At 27.5% G+C, this 16,488-nt stretch carries 20 protein-coding genes; 18 read left to right on the top strand and 2 right to left on the bottom strand.

What is annotated here, in order from left to right:
* Nucleotides 1–22: 22 nt before the first annotated feature.
* Nucleotides 23–2,998: a transglycosylase domain-containing protein gene (locus tag VJI95_RS03580; protein WP_324010284.1), complete on the bottom strand. Its 2,976-nt coding sequence runs from the start codon at nt 2,996–2,998 to the stop codon at nt 23–25.
* A gap of 296 nt (nt 2,999–3,294) precedes the next feature.
* On the opposite strand from VJI95_RS03580, the gene VJI95_RS03575 reads away from it, so the two are divergent.
* From VJI95_RS03575 to VJI95_RS03510, 14 genes are all read left to right on the top strand, one after another.
* A complete protein-coding gene (locus tag VJI95_RS03575) occupies nt 3,295–3,900 on the top strand; it encodes a hypothetical protein (RefSeq protein WP_324010283.1) in 606 nt (201 codons plus the stop codon).
* Between the two features lie 137 nt (nt 3,901–4,037).
* On the top strand, nt 4,038–4,649 hold the full coding sequence (locus VJI95_RS03570; RefSeq protein ID WP_324010282.1) for a hypothetical protein: 612 nt from the start codon (nt 4,038–4,040) through the stop codon (nt 4,647–4,649).
* A 137-nt stretch (nt 4,650–4,786) separates the two neighbouring features.
* Complete coding sequence (locus VJI95_RS03565; RefSeq protein ID WP_324010281.1) at nt 4,787–5,491, top strand: hypothetical protein; 705 nt, start codon at nt 4,787–4,789, stop codon at nt 5,489–5,491.
* Nucleotides 5,492–5,629: 138 nt separating this feature from the next.
* A complete protein-coding gene (locus VJI95_RS03560) occupies nt 5,630–5,923 on the top strand; it encodes a hypothetical protein (protein ID WP_324010280.1) in 294 nt (97 codons plus the stop codon).
* Nucleotides 5,878–6,237, top strand: coding sequence for a hypothetical protein (locus tag VJI95_RS03555; RefSeq protein WP_324010279.1), 360 nt, complete (start codon nt 5,878–5,880; stop codon nt 6,235–6,237). The genes VJI95_RS03560 and VJI95_RS03555 overlap by 46 nt, the downstream gene beginning before the upstream one ends.
* 271 nt (nt 6,238–6,508) lie before the next feature.
* Nucleotides 6,509–6,820, top strand: coding sequence for a 50S ribosomal protein L21 (gene rplU / locus VJI95_RS03550; protein WP_324010278.1), 312 nt, complete (start codon nt 6,509–6,511; stop codon nt 6,818–6,820).
* Nucleotides 6,820–7,158 (top strand): ribosomal-processing cysteine protease Prp, encoded by a 339-nt coding sequence (locus tag VJI95_RS03545; RefSeq protein WP_324010277.1) that lies wholly within the window; start codon nt 6,820–6,822, stop codon nt 7,156–7,158. Before rplU ends, VJI95_RS03545 begins: the two co-directional genes overlap by 1 nt.
* A 3-nt stretch (nt 7,159–7,161) precedes the next feature.
* Complete coding sequence (gene rpmA / locus VJI95_RS03540) at nt 7,162–7,440, top strand: 50S ribosomal protein L27 (RefSeq protein ID WP_324010276.1); 279 nt, start codon at nt 7,162–7,164, stop codon at nt 7,438–7,440.
* A gap of 79 nt (nt 7,441–7,519) precedes the next feature.
* Entirely contained in the window at nt 7,520–8,845 is a 1,326-nt protein-coding gene (gene der, locus VJI95_RS03535) for a ribosome biogenesis GTPase Der (RefSeq protein WP_324010275.1), read from the top strand.
* Complete coding sequence (plsY, locus tag VJI95_RS03530; RefSeq protein ID WP_324010274.1) at nt 8,838–9,434, top strand: glycerol-3-phosphate 1-O-acyltransferase PlsY; 597 nt, start codon at nt 8,838–8,840, stop codon at nt 9,432–9,434. Before der ends, plsY begins: the two co-directional genes overlap by 8 nt.
* 277 nt (nt 9,435–9,711) lie before the next feature.
* Nucleotides 9,712–10,899 (top strand): acetate/propionate family kinase, encoded by a 1,188-nt coding sequence (locus VJI95_RS03525; RefSeq protein ID WP_324010273.1) that lies wholly within the window; start codon nt 9,712–9,714, stop codon nt 10,897–10,899.
* Between the two features lie 91 nt (nt 10,900–10,990).
* Nucleotides 10,991–11,170: a 50S ribosomal protein L32 gene (gene rpmF / locus VJI95_RS03520; RefSeq protein ID WP_004832204.1), complete on the top strand. Its 180-nt coding sequence runs from the start codon at nt 10,991–10,993 to the stop codon at nt 11,168–11,170.
* A 75-nt stretch (nt 11,171–11,245) separates the two neighbouring features.
* A complete protein-coding gene (locus VJI95_RS03515; protein ID WP_324010272.1) occupies nt 11,246–11,491 on the top strand; it encodes a hypothetical protein in 246 nt (81 codons plus the stop codon).
* Between the two features lie 156 nt (nt 11,492–11,647).
* Complete coding sequence (locus tag VJI95_RS03510; protein WP_324010271.1) at nt 11,648–12,118, top strand: M15 family metallopeptidase; 471 nt, start codon at nt 11,648–11,650, stop codon at nt 12,116–12,118.
* Nucleotides 12,119–12,333: 215 nt separating this feature from the next.
* Here VJI95_RS03510 and VJI95_RS03505 read toward each other — a convergent pair whose 3' ends face one another.
* Nucleotides 12,334–12,534 (bottom strand): hypothetical protein, encoded by a 201-nt coding sequence (locus tag VJI95_RS03505; protein WP_324010270.1) that lies wholly within the window; start codon nt 12,532–12,534, stop codon nt 12,334–12,336.
* Nucleotides 12,535–12,877: 343 nt separating this feature from the next.
* On the opposite strand from VJI95_RS03505, the gene VJI95_RS03500 reads away from it, so the two are divergent.
* From VJI95_RS03500 to VJI95_RS03485, 4 genes are read left to right on the top strand one after another with little or no spacing between them, the layout of a single operon-like run.
* A complete protein-coding gene (locus VJI95_RS03500; RefSeq protein ID WP_324010269.1) occupies nt 12,878–13,894 on the top strand; it encodes a FecCD family ABC transporter permease in 1,017 nt (338 codons plus the stop codon).
* Nucleotides 13,881–14,672 (top strand): ABC transporter ATP-binding protein, encoded by a 792-nt coding sequence (locus VJI95_RS03495; protein ID WP_324010268.1) that lies wholly within the window; start codon nt 13,881–13,883, stop codon nt 14,670–14,672. The genes VJI95_RS03500 and VJI95_RS03495 overlap by 14 nt, the downstream gene beginning before the upstream one ends.
* Nucleotides 14,659–15,360 carry a class I SAM-dependent methyltransferase gene (locus tag VJI95_RS03490; protein ID WP_324010267.1) on the top strand — a complete coding sequence of 234 codons (702 nt, stop codon included), beginning with the start codon at nt 14,659–14,661 and terminating at the stop codon, nt 15,358–15,360. Before VJI95_RS03495 ends, VJI95_RS03490 begins: the two co-directional genes overlap by 14 nt.
* Nucleotides 15,357–16,430, top strand: a complete 1,074-nt coding sequence (locus VJI95_RS03485) for an ABC transporter substrate-binding protein (RefSeq protein ID WP_324010266.1) — start codon at nt 15,357–15,359, stop codon at nt 16,428–16,430. The genes VJI95_RS03490 and VJI95_RS03485 overlap by 4 nt, the downstream gene beginning before the upstream one ends.
* The last annotated feature ends 58 nt before the right edge of the window (nt 16,431–16,488 follow it).

The raw sequence follows: 16,488 nt of genomic DNA, 5'->3' as shown, positions 1-16,488 counted from the left end.
GTTGCAAATTGCAACTTCTTTTTTATGGATTATTATGTTGATCATTATTACCACCATTATTTGTATCTGGAGAATTGGTTGAATTATCATTTGGATCTTTTGGATCTACTATTTCAGATACCTCTTTAGGAGGTGGAGTTATAAAATCTTCAGGAGCATAATTGGTTTTACCAGGCTTATAAGCACTTGGTTTTATATAGAATTTTTTGTTTTCTATATATTGGGGTGCTGTTGAAGCTGTTGCCAACTTTCCATTTCTTTTATCTATTTTATAATAAATAAAATATAATTCTTCATATTTTGTAGGCTCAGTACCTTTTACAAAGTATTCATAAACTGCATTTGCCGAGCCCTCTGAAGCTAATAACCCTGACTTGATTGAAACGTATTTCTTTATTACATTTTCAGGTGGTGGATCAAATTTCCTAGCTTGCTTTCCTTCTAAAACTATTTTATTAACTTTTCCCCAAAGAGTAGCAGCCATAGAGTTATTATTATTAAGTTCTATGTTTTGGTTGTCAAATCCGATCCAAGTCCCAATTGTATAATAAGGTGAAAACCCGACAAACCAAGAATCTCTAAGGTCACTTGTAGTACCAGTTTTACCAGCAACTTCTATATTCGGGTGTTTAGCTCCTTGTGCCATAGCATTTGGGACACCCTTAAGAATATCTTTCATAATGAAGGCATTCTCTTTGGAAGTAACTTCTCTTTGTTTTTGGTCTGGCTCTAAAATAACTTTTCCTGTTGAGTCGACTACTTTTGTAAATGAAATAGGTTCACGGTACTTTCCATCATTAGCAATTGCTGCATAAGCCGCTGTCATTTTTAAGTTAGTCATACCTTTTGTCATACCACCTAAAGCCATACTTGATAAGTTTTCATCATTATATTCTATATTTTCTGACCTTGAAACATAAGTATCATCTAATTCGTTGTCTTCATTAATCAATCCAAATTTTTTCAAATACTCTTTTGATTTTTCTAGACCAATTTTTTCTAATGTTTTAACCGCATTAACATTTATAGATTGAACAATACTTTCTCTTAATGTTTGTAATCCTCTATAACCATTATACCAGTTCTTTGGCCAAAGCTCTTTTTTGTCGTTATAATGTGGAGAATCTTCTATTCCAGTAGCTGCAGTAAATCCATTATCTAATGCAGCTGTATAAACCCCAATAGGTTTCATTGTAGAACCTGGTTGTCTTGGAACTCTATAAGCTCTATTTAAAGGACGACCTGTCGTTTCTCTACCACCAACCATTGCAATCAGTTGTCCAGTTGTATGGTCAATTACAACTGACGATGATTGAGGTTGTACAGTTCCTTGTTCATCTATTTGGAAATATTTGGAATTTAAAAGTAAATTTCCATTTTTGTCTATACTGTAAAAATCTTTATAATTTTCAAAGAAAGATGCTGAAATTTTTACAGATTTTTCTCCTTCAACAGTTGTACTATTCTCAGGAAGTTGAAAACTTCCAATTCCATGAGTAACTAGATTGTTTTGATTATTAACAGTATAAAAACTAGATATCGACAATACATTTTGATACATGGAAATTCTAGGACTCTTTATTTCCAAAGATTGATCTTCTTTTACAGAAAATTCTCCCTTAGGAATGATTATATTATTATTTCCATCTAAAATATTAGATTTCTTATATAAAATAACTTTTCCTTTTGAATCAGTAATATTATTCGATTTATCTCGTTTAAATGATGCAAATGCTGGACCGCCTTTCTTTGGAGCATTCATAGCATTTGCAAAATCACTATAAAGTTTTTCTATATTTTTCTGAATAGTTTGATCCATCGTTGAATGAATTGTAAGTCCACCGTTATAAATTTTATTCCAAGCTTCTTCCTTTGTATAGTTGTACTTTTTCATTAATTTTTCGGCAACTTGATATTTAACATATTCAGTGAAATAAGTTGATACTTCTCTTTCAAAACCCTTATTAGGCTTTATAGCTGCAAATACATCTTCCTTAAGGGCATTATCATACTCTTCTTTAGTTATTTTTTTAAGTTCATACATTTTCTTCAAAACATATTTTTGTCTATCTAAAACCTTAGGATTATATACTGCTTTATATACTTGACCGCCAATATTTAGATCTTTTATAACAGAAGATTCGTCATCTACATTTTCAGGCCTTATAGTCTTATATAGAGAATAATTTGTAGGACTTTGTACAATAGCAGCAAGAAGTGCAGATTCTGCAATAGTTAAATCTTTTACATCTTTTGAAAAATATCCTTGACTTGCCGATTGAACACCATAGGAATGTTGACCCAAGAAAACTCTATTTAAGTAAGCTTCAAGAACACCCTCTCTTTTTAAACTATCTGTAATTTTTATGGCAAGATAGGCTTCTTTCAATTTTCTTTCAATTTTCTTTTCACTGGAAAGATATAAGTTTCTAGCCAATTGTTGAGCGATTGTTGAACCACCTCTAAGCCTACCTCTTGCAGTATCAAAAAGACTTTTTGCTATTCCTATAGGGTCAACTCCCTTATGTGAATAAAATCTTTCATCTTCAATAGAAATAAAAGCATTTATTAAATGTTCAGGAACATCCTTTAGTTTTACTATGGTTCTATTTTCTAAGTTTTCTATTTTTTCAACCACATTTTCATTTCTATCTAATATTTTTGATGATTGAATCATAAGTTCATTTATATTTGACGTATCAACAACAGGAGCCTCTTTCATAATGTCTAAAAATGTTGTTGCAAAAATACCTGTGATTCCAGCACCAAGCATAAGAATTGTCAATATAGTAATACTAAAAATTTTAAAAAATGGTTTTAATAAACTTTTTTTCTCTTTTTTAGATTGAAATTGAGCACTGTTAATCTTTTTTTCCTTTTTAGGTTGATATTGAGTACTGTTTACCTTTTTCTCCTTTTTAGGTTGATATTGTACACTATTTATCTCCTTCCCTTTTTTGGGATTAGGATGTGCACCTTTAATTTTTTTCTCTGACATAAAAACCTCCTCAAAGAATAATCATTTTGATTTTTATATAAATTGATTTTATCTTGTTTTTCAAAATAATATTAATATAGCTTTACAACAAGGCATAAAACTACATTAATTATACCATAAAATTAAGATAATATAAAATTTTTAGTTTTTTTAACTTTTATATTGTAAAAATAGAACTGTAGGTTTTGTAATATATTTATAGATTATCGTTGTAAATTCAATAATTATATGCTATAATTGAGTTAATAAAAGTCTCAAAAAGAATAAAAATCTAATTTGAGTAAAAGGAGTAAGTTGTGGAATATCAAGAATACAAGAAAAAATATGAAAACATGAAAATAAAATATAAAAAATTATATGAAGAAATAGGAGAAGGTAAAGAGAAAAAAAAAGAGATATATGAGCAAGAAACAAAGGATAGATTAGAATTAGTAAAAAATATGGAAGAAAATAATGATTATAATAGAACAGGAGAATTGTACAGATTTTATATTAGTCTTATAAAGGACGAATTTTATCATCGCTTTTATAAAGACATGAATTGGAGACTTACAAGAAAGGTTTTATATCATATAGATGAATACTTAAAAAAAGATTTTTATAACCTAGAAATGTATTTAATCTATCTAACTGTGGCGGAACTAAGTTACTTTTATGAGGTAAAATATATAAGGTGTAAGGAATTATTGAAAGATTCTGTTCTTAAAAATTATGCAAATCTATATTTAGCAATGGAAGCAGGATGCTATTTTTGTGAGGGAATAATCGAAAAAGAGGAACTACAGAAGCTTGAAACTTACAAAGAAAAATATTTTGCAGATTATGGTGATAAAATATATGAGAAAGTTTATGAAGCGACTAAAAGAGAGATAGAAGAAAGAAACTTAAGAAGAGATTGGTAGATTTATAATAGGAAATTTCATTAAGAGGTATTTATATGAATTATTTAAATCCACAGAGATATAAGAATGGGGATTGAAAAAACTGAAATAAAATAGTTCTAAACTAAAATAAGATAGTGTAGAGTAGGGAGTAAGTTATGGAATATCAAGAATACAAGAAGAAATATGAAAACATGAAAATAAAATATAGAAAATTATATGAAGAAATAGGAGAAGGTAAAGAGAAAGAAAAAGAAAAAGAGATATATGAGCAAGAAACAAAGGATAGATTAGAATTAGTAAAAAATATGGAAGAAAATAATGATTATAATAGAACAGGAGAATTGTACAGATTTTATATTAATCTTATATATGATGAATTTTATCATCGTTTTTGCAAAGATATGAATTGGAGACTTACAAGAAAGGTTTTATATCATATAGATGAATACTTAAAAAAAGATTTTTATAACCTAGAAATGTATTTAACCTATCTAACTGTAGCAGATTTAAGCTATTTTTACAGTGTAGAATGTGAAAAGTATAAAGAATGGGCTAAAGATTCTGTTCTTAAAAATTATGCAAATCTATATTTAGCGATGGAAGCAGAACATTTTTTTTGTGAAGGAATAATTGAGGAAGAGGAACTACAAAAACTTGAAACTTACAAAGAAAGATATATTGCAGATTATGGTGATAAAATATATGATAAAGTTTATGAAGCGACTAAAAGAGAGATAGAAGAAAGAAACTTAAGAAGAGATTGGTAGATTTATAATAGAAAATTTCATTAAGAGGTATTTATATGAATTATTTAAATCCACAGAGATATAAGAACGGAGATTGAAAGAACTGAAGTAAAATAATTCTAAACTAAAATAAGATAGTATATAGTAGGGAGTAAGTTATGGAATATAAAGAATACAAGAAAAAATATGAAAATATAGAAGGTAAATTTAAAAAGTTATTTGAAGAAGTAGGAGAAGATAAAGAAAAACGAAAGGTAGTGATAGAAAAAAAGATAAAAGAAAAAATTGAACTTGTAAAAATAATGGAAAAAAATGATGATTATAACAGAACTGGAAAGTTAAGCAGACTTTATATTAATCTTAGGTTCAGTGTGTTTGTTTGGAATTATGTTAATTTTAGCGACAATAATCTTTCCAATTATAATTGTGGTTATATGAATAAATGTATCTACAGTAATAACAGAATTTGTTGTAATGACAATTCAGAGACTTCATTCTTATACAATAGTATATCAATTATAGATGAATACTTAAAAAAGGATTTCTATAATCTTGATATGCAAATAAAATATTTACTTTTAGTAGTACTTGATAGCGAATATGGATATTTTGATTATCAAGGAGAATATAAAAGATGTGTAGAGCTTTTAAAAGATTCGATATTTGAAAAGTTTGCGAGACAATGGTTTGAAATGGATGCTGATAATTTTTATTTAAGCAATGGAATTAAGAAAGAAGGAATTGAAGATTTTATAAATCTAAAAAATGAGGATATTTCAAGCTCTGAGGAAGATATGTATATGGAAATATATAACGAAGTTGAAAGAGAGATAGAAGAAAGAAATTTAAGAACAGATTGGTAGATTTGATAATAGGAAACTTCATTAAGAGGTATTTATATGAATTATTTAAATTCACAGAGATATAAGAATGGAGATTGAAAAAACTGAAATAAAATAGTTCTAAACTAAAATAAGATAGTGTAGAGTAGGGAGTAAGTTATGGAATATCCTAACTATAAGAACAAATATGATAAAATAGAAAATGAAATTAAGGAGTTATTCAAAGAAGTAGGAGAAGATAAAGAAAAGAAATATAAAATATATAAGAAAGAAAGCGAAGAAATATTAGAGCTTGCAAAAAGTATGGAAAGAAACAATGATTATAGTAGGACAGGAAAATTATACAGATTTTATATTTATCTTATGAGTGAATCATTTTCATCAAGCAATAGCAGTAAGAATGCGAATTGGAGACTTATAAAAAAATTTTATACCATCTGGATGAGTACTTAAAAAGAGATTTTTATAATTTTGATATTCAGTTAGCTTATCTATCTTTAGTAACGCTTAATTATTTTTATGAATCTGAATATGAAAGATGTAAAGAATTATTGAAAGATTCCATATATAAAAATTATGCAAATCTATATTTAGCAATGGAAGCAAAACACTTTTTTTGTGAAGGAATAATTGAGGAAGAGGAACTACAAAAGCTTGAAATTTATAAAGAAAAATGTATTATAGATTATGGTGATAAAATATATGGTAAAGTTTATGAAGAGATTAAAAGAGAGATAGAAGAAAGAAACTTAAGAAGAGATTGGTAGGTTATTTTAGTTATAGTTTTAAAATTTAATATTTTTTAAAATATTAAATGGAATATAAATTTTAAAAATAATGAAATGATTTGAGATTATTAATATTTTAATAACAAAGATGAATTTTAGAAAATAAAAGTCTTTCTATCAATGAAAAAATTAAAAAAATATTGATTTTTTGTTAATTTTATGATATACTACTTGTTGTGTTACCGCACGGATTAGGTTTTTGAAGCATAGCACCTAATTTCGGCGAGACTTAAGAATGAGGAGGTGCACTATGTACGCAATAATTGAAACTGGTGGTAAACAATACCAAGTTGAAGAAGGACAAAGCGTTTTTGTTGAAAAATTAAATGTTGAAGAAGGTTCTAAAGTATCTTTCGATAAAGTTCTTTTAGTTTCTAAAGATGGAGATATTAAAGTTGGTTCTCCATTGGTTGAAGGAGCTAAGGTTGAAGGAACTGTTGAAAGACATGGAAGAGGAAAGAAAGTTATAATTTTTAAGTTCAAAGCTAAGAAAAATTATAGAAAGAAAAAAGGACATCGTCAACCATTTACAAAAGTTAAAATTGAAAGTATTGCATTTTAATGACTGATATTTATATTTTTAAGAAAAAAGATTTATATTATGGATTTGAAATGGATGGACATGCTGATTTTAGTAAAGAGAATGATATTCTCTGTGCGTCATTATCTGTTTTATCAATAAATACACCAAATTCTATTGAAAAAATCTGTTCCATAGACCCTAAATATATGGATATAGATGTAGGAGATGGTTATTTAAAGATGATGATAGATATTGAAAATTTAGATGAAGCTAAGGTTAGAGATATTCAGACGATAATAAAAACTTTTGAAGTTGGCATTATATCATTGAAAGAAGAATATAATAAATATATTGAGATTTATTATAAGGAGGTGTAGAGTATGTTAAAAATTAATTTACAACTTTTTTCCAGTAAAAAAGGTTTAGGTAGTACTAAGAACGGTCGTGATAGTAGAGCTAAAAGATTAGGCGCTAAAAGAGGGGATGGACAATTCGTTCTTGCAGGAAATATTTTAGTTAGACAACGTGGAACAAAAATACACCCAGGAGTAAATGTTGGTAAGGGTGGAGATGATACACTTTTTGCTAAAGTTTCTGGTGTTGTAAGATTTGAGAGAAAAGGTAGAGATAAAAAACAAGTTTCTATTTATCCAGTATAATAATGAGCTCCTTTATAGGAGCTTATTTTTTTAAATAACAAAATATGTTAAAATATATTAAGAAAGTGGAGGTGAATTTATGGAAAGACCTTTAGTTTGTGTAGTTGGACGACCAAATGTTGGGAAATCAACACTTTTTAATAAACTTATAAATAAAAGAATTGCTATTACTGAAGATACTCCTGGTGTTACGAGAGATAGATTATATCAAGATGCTGAATGGCAAAATAAACATTTTATTCTTTGCGATACAGGAGGACTTGAGCCTAATAGTGATGATATTATTTTACAAAAGATTAAAGCTCAAGCTGATGTTGCAATGGAAAATGCTGATGTAATTTTATTTGTTGTTGATGGAAAAAATGGCTTAATGGATGAAGATAGAGAAATTTCAAACTATTTAAGAAGAACTAAAAAGCCAGTTGTTCTAGCTGTAAATAAAATTGATACTCATAAAATGCCTGCAGAAGTTTACGAGTTTTACGAACTTGGTTTTGAAAATTTGAATATTATTTCAGCAACTCAAGGTTTTGGACTTGGAGATTTGCTTGATGAAATTATAAAAGAATTTCCTGAAAATAAATATACAGGAGAAGAAGATGAAGTAACAAAAATTGCATTAATTGGGAAACCTAATGTAGGGAAGAGCTCTTTAATGAATAGAATTCTTGGGGAAGAAAGAATGATTGTTTCTGATATTGCCGGAACTACTAGAGATTCTATTGATTCAAGAGTTGAAATTGACGGAAAAACTTACATTTTCACTGATACTGCGGGGCTAAGAAGAAAAAAGAATATAACTGAAAACTTGGAAAGATATAGTGTAGTAAGAACTTTAAATGCAGTTGAAAGATCAGATATTGCAATTCTTTTGATCGATGCTACAGAAGGTGTTACGGAACAGGATACAAAGGTTATTGGTTTTGCTAAAGAACAAAATAAGGCTTTAATCATAGCAGTTAATAAATGGGATTTAATAGTAAAAGATAATAAAACTTATAAAGCCTTTGAAGATGATATAAGAACTAAATTAAGCTTTGTTCCATATGCACAACTTGTTTTTATTTCAGTTAAAACGGGTCAAAGAATAGATAAATTGTTTGAGGCAATTAAAATTGCAGATGAAAATTATAGTACAAGAATTTCAACAGGAATTTTAAATGATATTATAAATGATGCAGTTGTTCATAATTCACCACCTACTGATAAGGGACAAAGACTTAAAATATTTTATGCAAGTCAAGTTTCAGTCAGACCGCCAAAATTTGTAATATTTGTAAATAAAGTGGAGTTGATGCATTTTTCTTATTTGAGATATTTGGAAAATCAAATTAGAAAGAATTTTTCATTTACTTCTTCTCCTATAGTTTTTGAACTTAGAGCAAGGGGAGAAGAAAATGTTTAATTTTATATCTTGTATAATTATTGCTTATATTTTAGGTAATATATCTGGTGGAATGATTTTTGGAAAGTTATTATTCAATAAAGATATTAGAGATTATGGAAGTAAAAATGCTGGAACGACGAATGCATTAAGAGTCTTTGGAATTAAGGCAGGAGCTCTAACATTTATTGTTGACCTTTTAAAATCAATTTTAGCTTGTTTTATAGGGATGAAACTATTAGGATTAAATGGTGTTCTTTTAGCAGGAATTTTTGTTGTTATTGGACATAATTGGCCGATATTTTTAAATTTTAAAGGTGGAAAGGGTATTGCTTCCTCTTTTGGATTTATAATATTTTTAGACTATAAAATTGCAATTGTAGCAATTATAATGTTTATTACAATAGTTGTATTGACGAAATATATATCGTTGGGTTCAATGCTTACAACGACTTTAGTATTGCCAATATCATATATATTTTTTGGATATAGAAATATTTATGTTTTACTTACATTTTTATTTTTAGCAAGTTTGAGTATTTTTAGGCATAAGAGTAATATAATAAGACTCGTAAATGGGAATGAAAATAAAATAAATTTTAAAAAATGATATTTTAAATAATATAATAAGAACCTCACCCTTCCACGATGCTTCGCATCGGGTGGGTACCCGGGAACCTTGTTGTTTCACAATAATATAGCTGACTTGAATTAAAGTCAGCTATACTTATCTAAAAAAGTTTAAATTTTTTAAAAACTAGAAAATTATTTGAATTATTCAATTTTCTTAAGAGATATCTGTAAAAATTGTATTGACTTATTGAGCTCAAAATAGTAAAATATCTATGTATGTAAAATATGATTTTATAAAATTTAGGAGGAAATTAATGAAAATTTTAGTTATTAACTGTGGAAGTTCATCTTTAAAATATCAATTATTTGATATGACTGATGAAAGTGTATTATGTAAAGGATTAGTTGAAAGAATTGGTATTGAAGGTTCAAAATTAACTCACAAAGTTGGAAATGAAAAGTTAGTTGTTGAAGAAGCAATGAAAGACCATACAGCAGCTATCAAACATGTATTTGATGCTTTGGTTCATGAAAAATATGGAGTTGTTAAGAGCTTAGATGAAGTTAATGCAATTGGACATAGAGTACTTCATGGTGGAGATAAATTAACAGCATCATGTGTAATTGATGAAAATGTAAAAGCAAAAGTTAAAGAATTTATTAAATTTGGACCACTACATAACCCTGCAAACTTAATGGGTATTGAAGCTTGTGAAAGCCTAGTTCCTGGAAAGAAAAATATTGCAGTATTCGATACAGCATTCCATCAAACTATGCCAGCAAGAACTTTTATGTATGCAATTCCTTATGAATATTATGAAGATTATAGATTAAGAAAATTTGGTTTCCATGGAACAAGTCATAGATATGTAACTTTAAGAACTGCTGAGTTATTAAAGACAGATAAGAAAAACTTAAATATTATAACTGTTCACTTAGGAAATGGATCATCAATAGCTGCAATTAAAAATGGAGAATGCTATGATACAACAATGGGATTAACTCCGTTGGAAGGACTTTTGATGGGAACAAGAAGTGGGGATATTGACCCAACTGTTATGACATTCTTAATGAATGAAAAAGGATATTCAGCTGACGAAATGAATCAAATTTTAAATAAAAAATCTGGAGTTCTTGGAGTATCAGGATTAAGTTCAGATTTTAGAGATTTAGAAGAAGCAGCAGAAAAAGGAAATGAAAGAGCACAACTTGCATTAGATATGTTCATCACAAGAGTAAGAAGATATGTTGGTGGATTTATGGCTGAATTAGGACATATTGATGCAATTTCATTTGCTGGTGGTATTGGAGAAAATTCAGCTTCAATGCGTAAATTAATATTAGAAAATATGGAAGAATATGGAATTATTATTGATGATGCTAAGAATGACACAAGAGAAGAATCAGTTATTTCAGCAGACAACTCTAGAGTAAAAGTTTTAATAGTTCCTACAAATGAAGAATTAATGATTGCAAGAGATACTATGAATTTAGTAAAATAATGTTGACAAATTAATTTTTTTGTAGTATAATACTTCTGTTATCCGTTTAGAACGGAGGTATATGTTATAAGAATTCAGAGGAGGTGTTATAATGGCAGTACCTAAGAGAAAAACTTCAAAAGCAAGAAGAGATAAAAGAAGAGCATCTTCATATAGACTACCTAAAGTGGCTCTAGTTAGAGATCCTGAAACTAATGAATTGGTTGTACCTCACAGAGTTAATCCTGACACAGGAATGTATAAAGGAAGAAAAGTATTAGATGTTGAATAAAAAGTAGTTTAAAGGGATTTAGATTTCTAAATCCCTTTAATTATGTATTAATATATAATTAAATATAGGGTAATTTTGAGAAAGACAAAAAGTAGAAGAGTTATTTTTATAATAGTAATTTTTATATTAATTCTTTCCTATGTAGTATTTTCATTATATACTAAAAATAAAAGTAAAAAATTGGAAATAGAAAAAGATTTACCTTATAATTTTGAAAATTTATCTTTACCTGAAGTTAGAGATTTTTCAGATATTTTAACAAATTATGCCAAAACATTGGAAAAAACTCTTATTTATGAAAATTCTAATCTTTCTATTTAAAAAGATGAAATAGATAAGGGAAAGTATCTTGAAGTTTATGGATATAAAGATGGAGTAAGCAAAATAAAATACAATGAGAAATTTTATTTTGTTAAGAGTAAAAATATTGAAAATGTATCTAAAGACAAAAATTTTAAAGTTATAAAGGGAATGCTTTTGGTAAATACTGAACACGGATTACCAAGTGATTTTAATCCGCAAATGGATAAATTTGTTGAGAAACAATTTGAATTAATGAAAGTTGATGCAAATAGAGAAAAAATAACTCTGAATTTATATAAAGATTATGTAAGCTATGATGAACAAAAAGAGATTCACAAAAATGCACCAAAATCTGATGGAGCTCTTAATTATGCAATGTATGCAATGGCATGGCATAATGAATCGCAGATTGGACAAAGTTTAGATATAATTGGCAAAGATGAAGAAAAAAATTTAACAGAAGCATTTAAAGAAACAGAAGAATTTCACTGGCTTATAAAAAATGCTCATAAATATGGATTTATTCTTCATTATCCTGAAAATAAGGAAGACTTAACTAATTTTAAGTTCGAACCTTGGCATTTTCGCTATGTTGGAGTTGAAAACGCAAATAAAATATTAAAAAGTAATCTTACATTAGAATAGTTTTTAAGACTGAATAACTAATATGGAGATATTCCTACAATGTATTTAATTTTTATATGAGATGAGAAAAAGGCAATGTGAACGAAAACACTGCCTTTTTATGATTTATTAAATTTATGCAAAATATAAATTGTAGAAATAATGAATGAATGTATAATTGTTATTTAAAATTTTTTATACTATTTATATATCAATTTTAAAATTATATGTTAAGATTAATACCTCAAAAATATCATGAAATAAAGTAATCCTATAACAATTACAAAATAAACAATTCTACTATATATTACAAATTTTCTAAGGGATATGTTTTTTTCTTTTTCTATACTAGGGATTACAAATTTTTTATAAAGGATTTGTATATAAAAAATCATAATCCAAGATAATACAGAAAGAAACCATTCTCTTGATGTCATAATAACACCTCCTAGTTTTTATACAACATGTTTCTAAAGTAAGTATATCTGAAATATTTATAACTATCAAGCTTTTCTGTGAAAAAGTTTGTTAAAAATTATAATATCTTGTACAAATTAGAATCCAATCTTTCCACGATGCTTTGCATCGTGCAAGGGTGCTCGAGAACCTTGTTGATTCGGAATAAAAGCAGTAAAATATAAAATTGTTTTACTGCTTTTTTATGTTTAAAAATTTGAATTTACTACATAGTTAACCATAAACAAAGTTTGATTTTCATTGACTTTTTCATATTAATAATTTATAATTTATATAACGTTATATTTTTTGGAGAACATAGTTATGATTGATAAAAAAGTAAGAATAAAGTTCTTATTTTTAGTAGTTTTTTTAGTTTTAACTTTTATTTTTTCTTTTAGTATTGGTCGATATCCAATCAAATTTTTGGATGTAATAAAAGTGATAACAGATAGATTTTTTTATGGAATAGTTGATAATTCACCTGCAAGTACGGTGATTTGGAATATAAGGATTCCTCGTGTTCTATGTGCAATTTTAGTAGGAGCTGGGATTTCTACAAGTGGAGCATTATATCAAGGACTTTTAAAAAATCCTATGGTGAGTCCAGACATTTTGGGAACGACTCAAGCTGCAGCATTTGGTAGTGCATTTGGAATACTGATGTATTTTAATTTTTTTGAAATAACACTTTTGTCTTTTAGTTTAGGTATTCTCTCAGTTTTTGTAACTTACACTTTAAGCAAAATTTTTAGAAGTGATAGAATTTTAGGTCTTATTTTAACTGGAATGATGATAGGAAGTTTATTTTCTTCTTTAATTTCCTTTGTAAAACTTGTTGCAGATACAGAGAACCAACTGCCAAGTATAACATATTGGCTTATGGGTTCTTTAGCTTCTGTAAAAATGATAGATTTTAAATTTATATTTTTCCCGATAGTAACAGGTCTTATTGTATCTAATCTTTATAAAATAGAAATAAATATTTTTACAATGGGTGAAGAAGAGGCAAAAACACTTGGACTTAATACTGAAAAAATAAGATTTATTATAATATTTTTTGCAACACTTATGACTGCTTCAAGTGTTGCGGTTACAGGTATAATAGGTTGGATTGGACTTGTAATACCACATTTTTCAAGACTTATTTTTGGGGATGATTATAGATTTGTAATTCCTGCATCTGGACTTTTAGGAGCTAGTTTTTTACTTGTCATCGATATTTTATGCAGAAATATTACTACATCAGAAATTCCAATTGGAATAGTTACTTCTTTTATCGGAGCTCCAATATTCTTGTATTTGATTTATAAAAAAGGTAGAGATTATGATAGAGGTTAAAAATTTAAATGTTTTTTATGGGAAGAATGAAATATTAAAAGATATTAGTTTTTCATTAAATAAAGGAGAGATAATCTGCATTTTAGGAGAAAATGGGGCTGGAAAATCAACTTTATTAAAAGCACTTTTAAAACTTATTCCTATAAAAAATGGAAATGCAATTATTGATGATTTTGATTTAAAAGTATTGGATAGTAAAAAACTTTCAAGATTTATTTCGTATATTCCACAAATTCATTTTCCAGCTTTTGACTATAAGGTTATTGATGTTATCTTAATGGGAAATTATTCTAAAAAAGATGGATTTTTCTATAAAACCACTAAGGAAGATTATGAAAAATCAGTTGAAATTTTAAAAGCTTTAGGAATTTCTTATTTAAAAGATAAAAATTATAGACAAATTAGTGGTGGAGAAAGACAGCTTGTGCTAATTGCAAGAGCATTGTTACAAGCTAATAACTATATTTTTATGGATGAACCGGTTGCAAACTTAGATTATGGAAATCAACTTAAGATAATGGAGATTTGTAATTCATTGAAGAAAAAAAATATAGGCTTTTTAATTACTACTCATAATCCTAATCACGCTTTAACTTATGCAGATAAAATTTTGATAGTTAAAAAAAATAAGGAAAGTCATTTTGGAGATATCTCCATTTTAAATAAAGAAATTTTAGAGAAACTATATAATGTTCCTATAAATTTGATTGAAACTGAAAGTGGAAAATTTTGTATTCCTGATTATAAGGAGGTTAGACGAGATTATGTTCTGGAATGAGGATAGAATAAAATGGTATTTAGTTGCTTCAGAATATACTAAATATCACGACAATATGACTTTAGAAATAAAAAAAGTCATTCCGAAAGGAGAAAGCCTCATTGATTTTGGTTGTGGATTGGGAATTTTACCCATGAAATTATCTGATTATTTCAGTGATATAGTTGGGGTGGATTATGATGAGAATGTTTTAGAACTTTTAGAAAAAAGAATTTCTAAAAATAAAATTAAAAATTTTAAAACAATCTGGTCGGACTGCTATAATGGGGAACTTTTAGAAAAAATTGAGAAGAAAGACAATATTTTATTCTCTCATTTTGGGGACATTGAAGATTATTTTTATAATTTTTATAATCTATTTTCCAAAAGAATGATTATAATTCGAAATGATGTCGAAAAAGAGATAGTACATAATCCGAAAAAAAATACGATTCAGGATATTTGTAAATTTTTGGATGATAGAAAAGTATCCTATAAAATTTACAGACAAACTTTTGAATTTGGTCAGCCATTAAAAGATGATGAAGAGGTTATAAAGTATTTAAAAAAATGGTATGGAGAAGAAGGAATTAATTTGATATCTAATGTAAAAGATATAGATTACAGCTACAATGGAGAAGTTTTTACAAAATATTATTGTAAACCTAAAAACACAGCAATTGTGGTAGTGGAAAAGGAGGAAATATGAAAAAGTTTAAAAGAATTTTAGCGCTTTGTTTAGCTTTTGGACTTCTGTTTACTGCTTGTTCAAGAAACACTGAAAAGAAGGAAGAAAAACAACAAACAGAAACAAAAGAAGAAACAAGAGTTTTTAAAGATGACTTAGGTAGAGAAGTTACTTTAAAACAAAATATAACTAAGGTTGCACCATCAGGGAATCCTGCACAAGTTATGTTGCATATTTATGAACCAAAAAAGTTGGTTGGAATTGCATCAAAATTTTCTCAAAGTACTGAAAAGTACATTTCAGAAGATTTAAAAAAATTGCCTGAATTTGGTGCATTTTATGGTAAAAAAGCCAATCTAAATATGGAAGCAGTTATTAATGCAAAACCTGATGTAATAATTGACATGGGTGAAAAGAAAAAAGGAATTGAGGAAGATTTAAATAAGCTTCAAGAACAATTAAAGATTCCTGTAGTATTTATAGAATTAACTCTTGATAAATTACCGGAAGCATTTGAAAGACTCGCTGAAGTTTTAGGAAATAAAGAAAGAGGAAAAGAACTTTCAGACTATATAAAGAAGACATATAAGGAAATTGAAGAAAATAAAGCAAAGATAAAAGATGTTAAGAAAGTTTACTATGGTGGAGGAAAAACAGGACTATTTGCAAATGCAAAAGGATCTATCCATGCTGATATTATTGAATTTATCGGTGCTCAAAATCCAATCACTGTAGAAAAAGTTCAAGGTGGTTCAGGAAATGAAATTCCTTTTGAAAGATTATCAGAAGTAAATCCAGATTTCTTAATTTTTGAATCAAAAGAATTGGCTGAGCAAATCAAAGGAGAGGCAACTTTTAAAACTCTAAAAGCTGTAAAAGAAAATAAAGTTTTTTACACTCCTAGTGGCCCTTATAACTTTTTCGGAAGACCACCAGCAGTTAATAGAGTAATTGGAATGAAATGGCTTGGAAATCTAGTTTATCCTGAAATTTATAAATATGATATGGAAAAAGAAGTAAAAGAATTTTATAAGTTATTTTACAATTATGAATTAAAAGATGAAGAAGTAAAACAAATTCTAGGAAAATAGAGAGTTTGATAAGAAAATAGACTGTGCTGATGGCACAGTCTATTTTTATGATAATTTG

The sequence above is a fragment of the Parvimonas sp. C2 genome, from assembly GCF_035282405.1.
Lineage (GTDB): Bacteria > Bacillota > Clostridia > Tissierellales > Peptoniphilaceae > Parvimonas.
This window is presented reverse-complemented; position numbering and strand designations above follow the sequence as displayed.

Excerpts from the sequence above, each read along its gene's own strand:
- VJI95_RS03580 (WP_324010284.1), bottom strand. The coding sequence starts at position 2,998 with ATGTCAGAGAAAAAAATTAAAGGTGCACATCCTAATCCCAAAAAAGGG.
- VJI95_RS03570 (WP_324010282.1), top strand. The coding sequence starts at position 4,038 with ATGGAATATCAAGAATACAAGAAGAAATATGAAAACATGAAAATAAAA.
- VJI95_RS03565 (WP_324010281.1), top strand. The coding sequence starts at position 4,787 with ATGGAATATAAAGAATACAAGAAAAAATATGAAAATATAGAAGGTAAA.
- VJI95_RS03560 (WP_324010280.1), top strand. The coding sequence starts at position 5,630 with ATGGAATATCCTAACTATAAGAACAAATATGATAAAATAGAAAATGAA.
- rplU (WP_324010278.1), top strand. The coding sequence starts at position 6,509 with ATGTACGCAATAATTGAAACTGGTGGTAAACAATACCAAGTTGAAGAA.
- VJI95_RS03545 (WP_324010277.1), top strand. The coding sequence starts at position 6,820 with ATGACTGATATTTATATTTTTAAGAAAAAAGATTTATATTATGGATTT.
- rpmA (WP_324010276.1), top strand. The coding sequence starts at position 7,162 with ATGTTAAAAATTAATTTACAACTTTTTTCCAGTAAAAAAGGTTTAGGT.
- der (WP_324010275.1), top strand. The coding sequence starts at position 7,520 with ATGGAAAGACCTTTAGTTTGTGTAGTTGGACGACCAAATGTTGGGAAA.
- plsY (WP_324010274.1), top strand. The coding sequence starts at position 8,838 with ATGTTTAATTTTATATCTTGTATAATTATTGCTTATATTTTAGGTAAT.
- VJI95_RS03525 (WP_324010273.1), top strand. The coding sequence starts at position 9,712 with ATGAAAATTTTAGTTATTAACTGTGGAAGTTCATCTTTAAAATATCAA.
- rpmF (WP_004832204.1), top strand. The coding sequence starts at position 10,991 with ATGGCAGTACCTAAGAGAAAAACTTCAAAAGCAAGAAGAGATAAAAGA.
- VJI95_RS03505 (WP_324010270.1), bottom strand. The coding sequence starts at position 12,534 with ATGACATCAAGAGAATGGTTTCTTTCTGTATTATCTTGGATTATGATT.
- VJI95_RS03500 (WP_324010269.1), top strand. The coding sequence starts at position 12,878 with ATGATTGATAAAAAAGTAAGAATAAAGTTCTTATTTTTAGTAGTTTTT.
- VJI95_RS03495 (WP_324010268.1), top strand. The coding sequence starts at position 13,881 with ATGATAGAGGTTAAAAATTTAAATGTTTTTTATGGGAAGAATGAAATA.
- VJI95_RS03490 (WP_324010267.1), top strand. The coding sequence starts at position 14,659 with ATGTTCTGGAATGAGGATAGAATAAAATGGTATTTAGTTGCTTCAGAA.
- VJI95_RS03485 (WP_324010266.1), top strand. The coding sequence starts at position 15,357 with ATGAAAAAGTTTAAAAGAATTTTAGCGCTTTGTTTAGCTTTTGGACTT.